Below are 1,722 nucleotides of genomic sequence, written 5' to 3'. Positions count from 1 at the left end.
TTGATGTCCAGGTGCAGCTCCGCCGCGAAACCGATCGGCGACACATCCGTCGGGCCGTGGAAACCGGACTTGATCTGGTACGGCTCGGCCTGCGCCATGACCTTCTTCAGCGGGGTGATGCCGCCGAAGTGCGTGGTCGCGCAGCGGACGTAGTCGATGAGCTGCTCGTTGATCAGGTCCTTGATGTCGTAGACCGTGTTGAACACCTCGCCGATGGCCAGCGGCGTCGTCGACTGCTGGCGGACGTAGCGCAGATTCTCCTGGTTCTCGCCGAGCGTGACGTCCTCCAGCCAGAACAGGTTGTACGGCTCCAGCGACTTCGCCAGCTGCGCCGCCTCGCGCGGCGTCATGCGATTGTGGCCGTCGTGGAGCAGCGGCAGCTCCGGGCCGAACTCGTTGCGCACCGCCTCGAAGACGGTCGGCAGGTGGCGCATGTAGGCGGCCGTGTCCCAGTCCTCCTCGACGGGCCAGCCGCCGCGGTTGGCCGGCTCGAAGTCGTAGCGCGCGCCGGAGGACTGCTCCTGCGCCGCGACGCCGTACAGCTTCTCGATGCCCGGCACCGACGTCTGCACGCGGATCATGGTGTAGCCGAGCTCCATCTCGTAGCGGATGGAGTCGAACAGCGACTCGAGGTCCGTGCCGGAGGCGTGGCCGTAGGCGCGGGCACCGGTGCGCGACGCGCCGCCGACGCCGATGACGCCGTCGTCGGTGGTCAGCTGCAGGGTGACGAAGTTGCGGGACGGGGAGGTGACGAAGACCTCGGCCTTCACGATCTTTGCGGACATCGGTTCGTCCTTTCCGGGACGGGCCGGGTGGCGGACGGAGGGTCCCGCCGGTTTCCTTGTCTGCCTCGATTGTCGGTCGCGCCGGGCCGGGGGCAAAGGAGTTGCCAGAGGTTGCAGCCGATTGCCGCGGGGTGCGGCGGGCGCGGGCCGTCGCAAAGCACTTGCACTGCTTGACGACGGCCCGCCGCCACGTTTTACGGCTCACCGCCACGTCTACCGTCACGTCCGCCGGTTTGGTCGTGCACGTAACCCCGGACGCTTCGGGCGATTCGTTGCGCGAAATCTCGGAAGCGTCCGGGGTTAGGTGGCCGGCGGTGTTTGCGGCTGTGGCTGGGCCTGTGGTGGGGCGCGGCCGGCGGTGTCTGCGGAGGTGTTGTCGGAGGCACGGCCGACGATGATCACCACCCGTGTCGTGGCATCGCCCGTGCCGTTCTTGCCGCTGTCGGTCATGCCCCGGTGGCAACCGGAATTGGCGGGCTTCACCTGTGCTTTCGGGACGCGGGCAACTACTTCCAGTTCCCGAACGCCCACGTCCCCTGGAGTGCGGGCGTGGGCCGGGGACTACTTCTTCTTCGCCCCGAACGCCCACGTCCCCCGGCGGACGAAGTTCGGCGGCGCCTTCTTCATCGCGGCGGTGCGCGCCCGGGCGGCGTTTTCGCTGAGCAGCAGCTTGGCCTGCTCGAACCGCTCCGCGCGGAACGTCGCCCGCGGCGAGCGCCACGCGTGGTTGAAAAGTGACTTCGTTGCCGCGAGCTGGTCGGGGGAACGGCCCATCAATTCACGGAGAATTTCCCGGGCTCGCGCGTGGGCGTCGTCAAGCGACTCGGTCGTTTCCGTGGCCAGCCCGACTTCGACGGCCTCCGCGCCGGTCAGTTCGCGGCCGGTCATGGTCAGCCAGCGCGCCTGCTCGGCGCCGACGTGATCGGCCAGCGTGCGC

General features: G+C 68.6%; 3 protein-coding genes. All 3 read right to left on the bottom strand.

The genetic code is table 11. The annotated features are described in order from the left end of the window. Nucleotides 1–785, bottom strand: a 785-nt coding sequence (locus tag GX015_RS11935) for an enolase C-terminal domain-like protein (RefSeq protein WP_291345380.1), incomplete at its 3' end; no start/stop codon positions are given. A gap of 300 nt (nucleotides 786–1,085) precedes the next feature. Then, on the bottom strand, nucleotides 1,086–1,235 hold the full coding sequence (locus GX015_RS11930) for a hypothetical protein (RefSeq protein WP_291345379.1): 150 nt from the start codon (nucleotides 1,233–1,235) through the stop codon (nucleotides 1,086–1,088). 111 nt (nucleotides 1,236–1,346) lie between these two features. Beyond that, the coding region (locus tag GX015_RS11925) for an enoyl-CoA hydratase-related protein (RefSeq protein WP_291345378.1) at nucleotides 1,347–1,722 on the bottom strand (376 nt) is incomplete at its 5' end.

Origin of the sequence: Corynebacterium sp. (assembly GCF_012837295.1) — a bacterium.
Classification (GTDB): domain Bacteria; phylum Actinomycetota; class Actinomycetes; order Mycobacteriales; family Mycobacteriaceae; genus Corynebacterium.
This window is presented reverse-complemented; position numbering and strand designations above follow the sequence as displayed.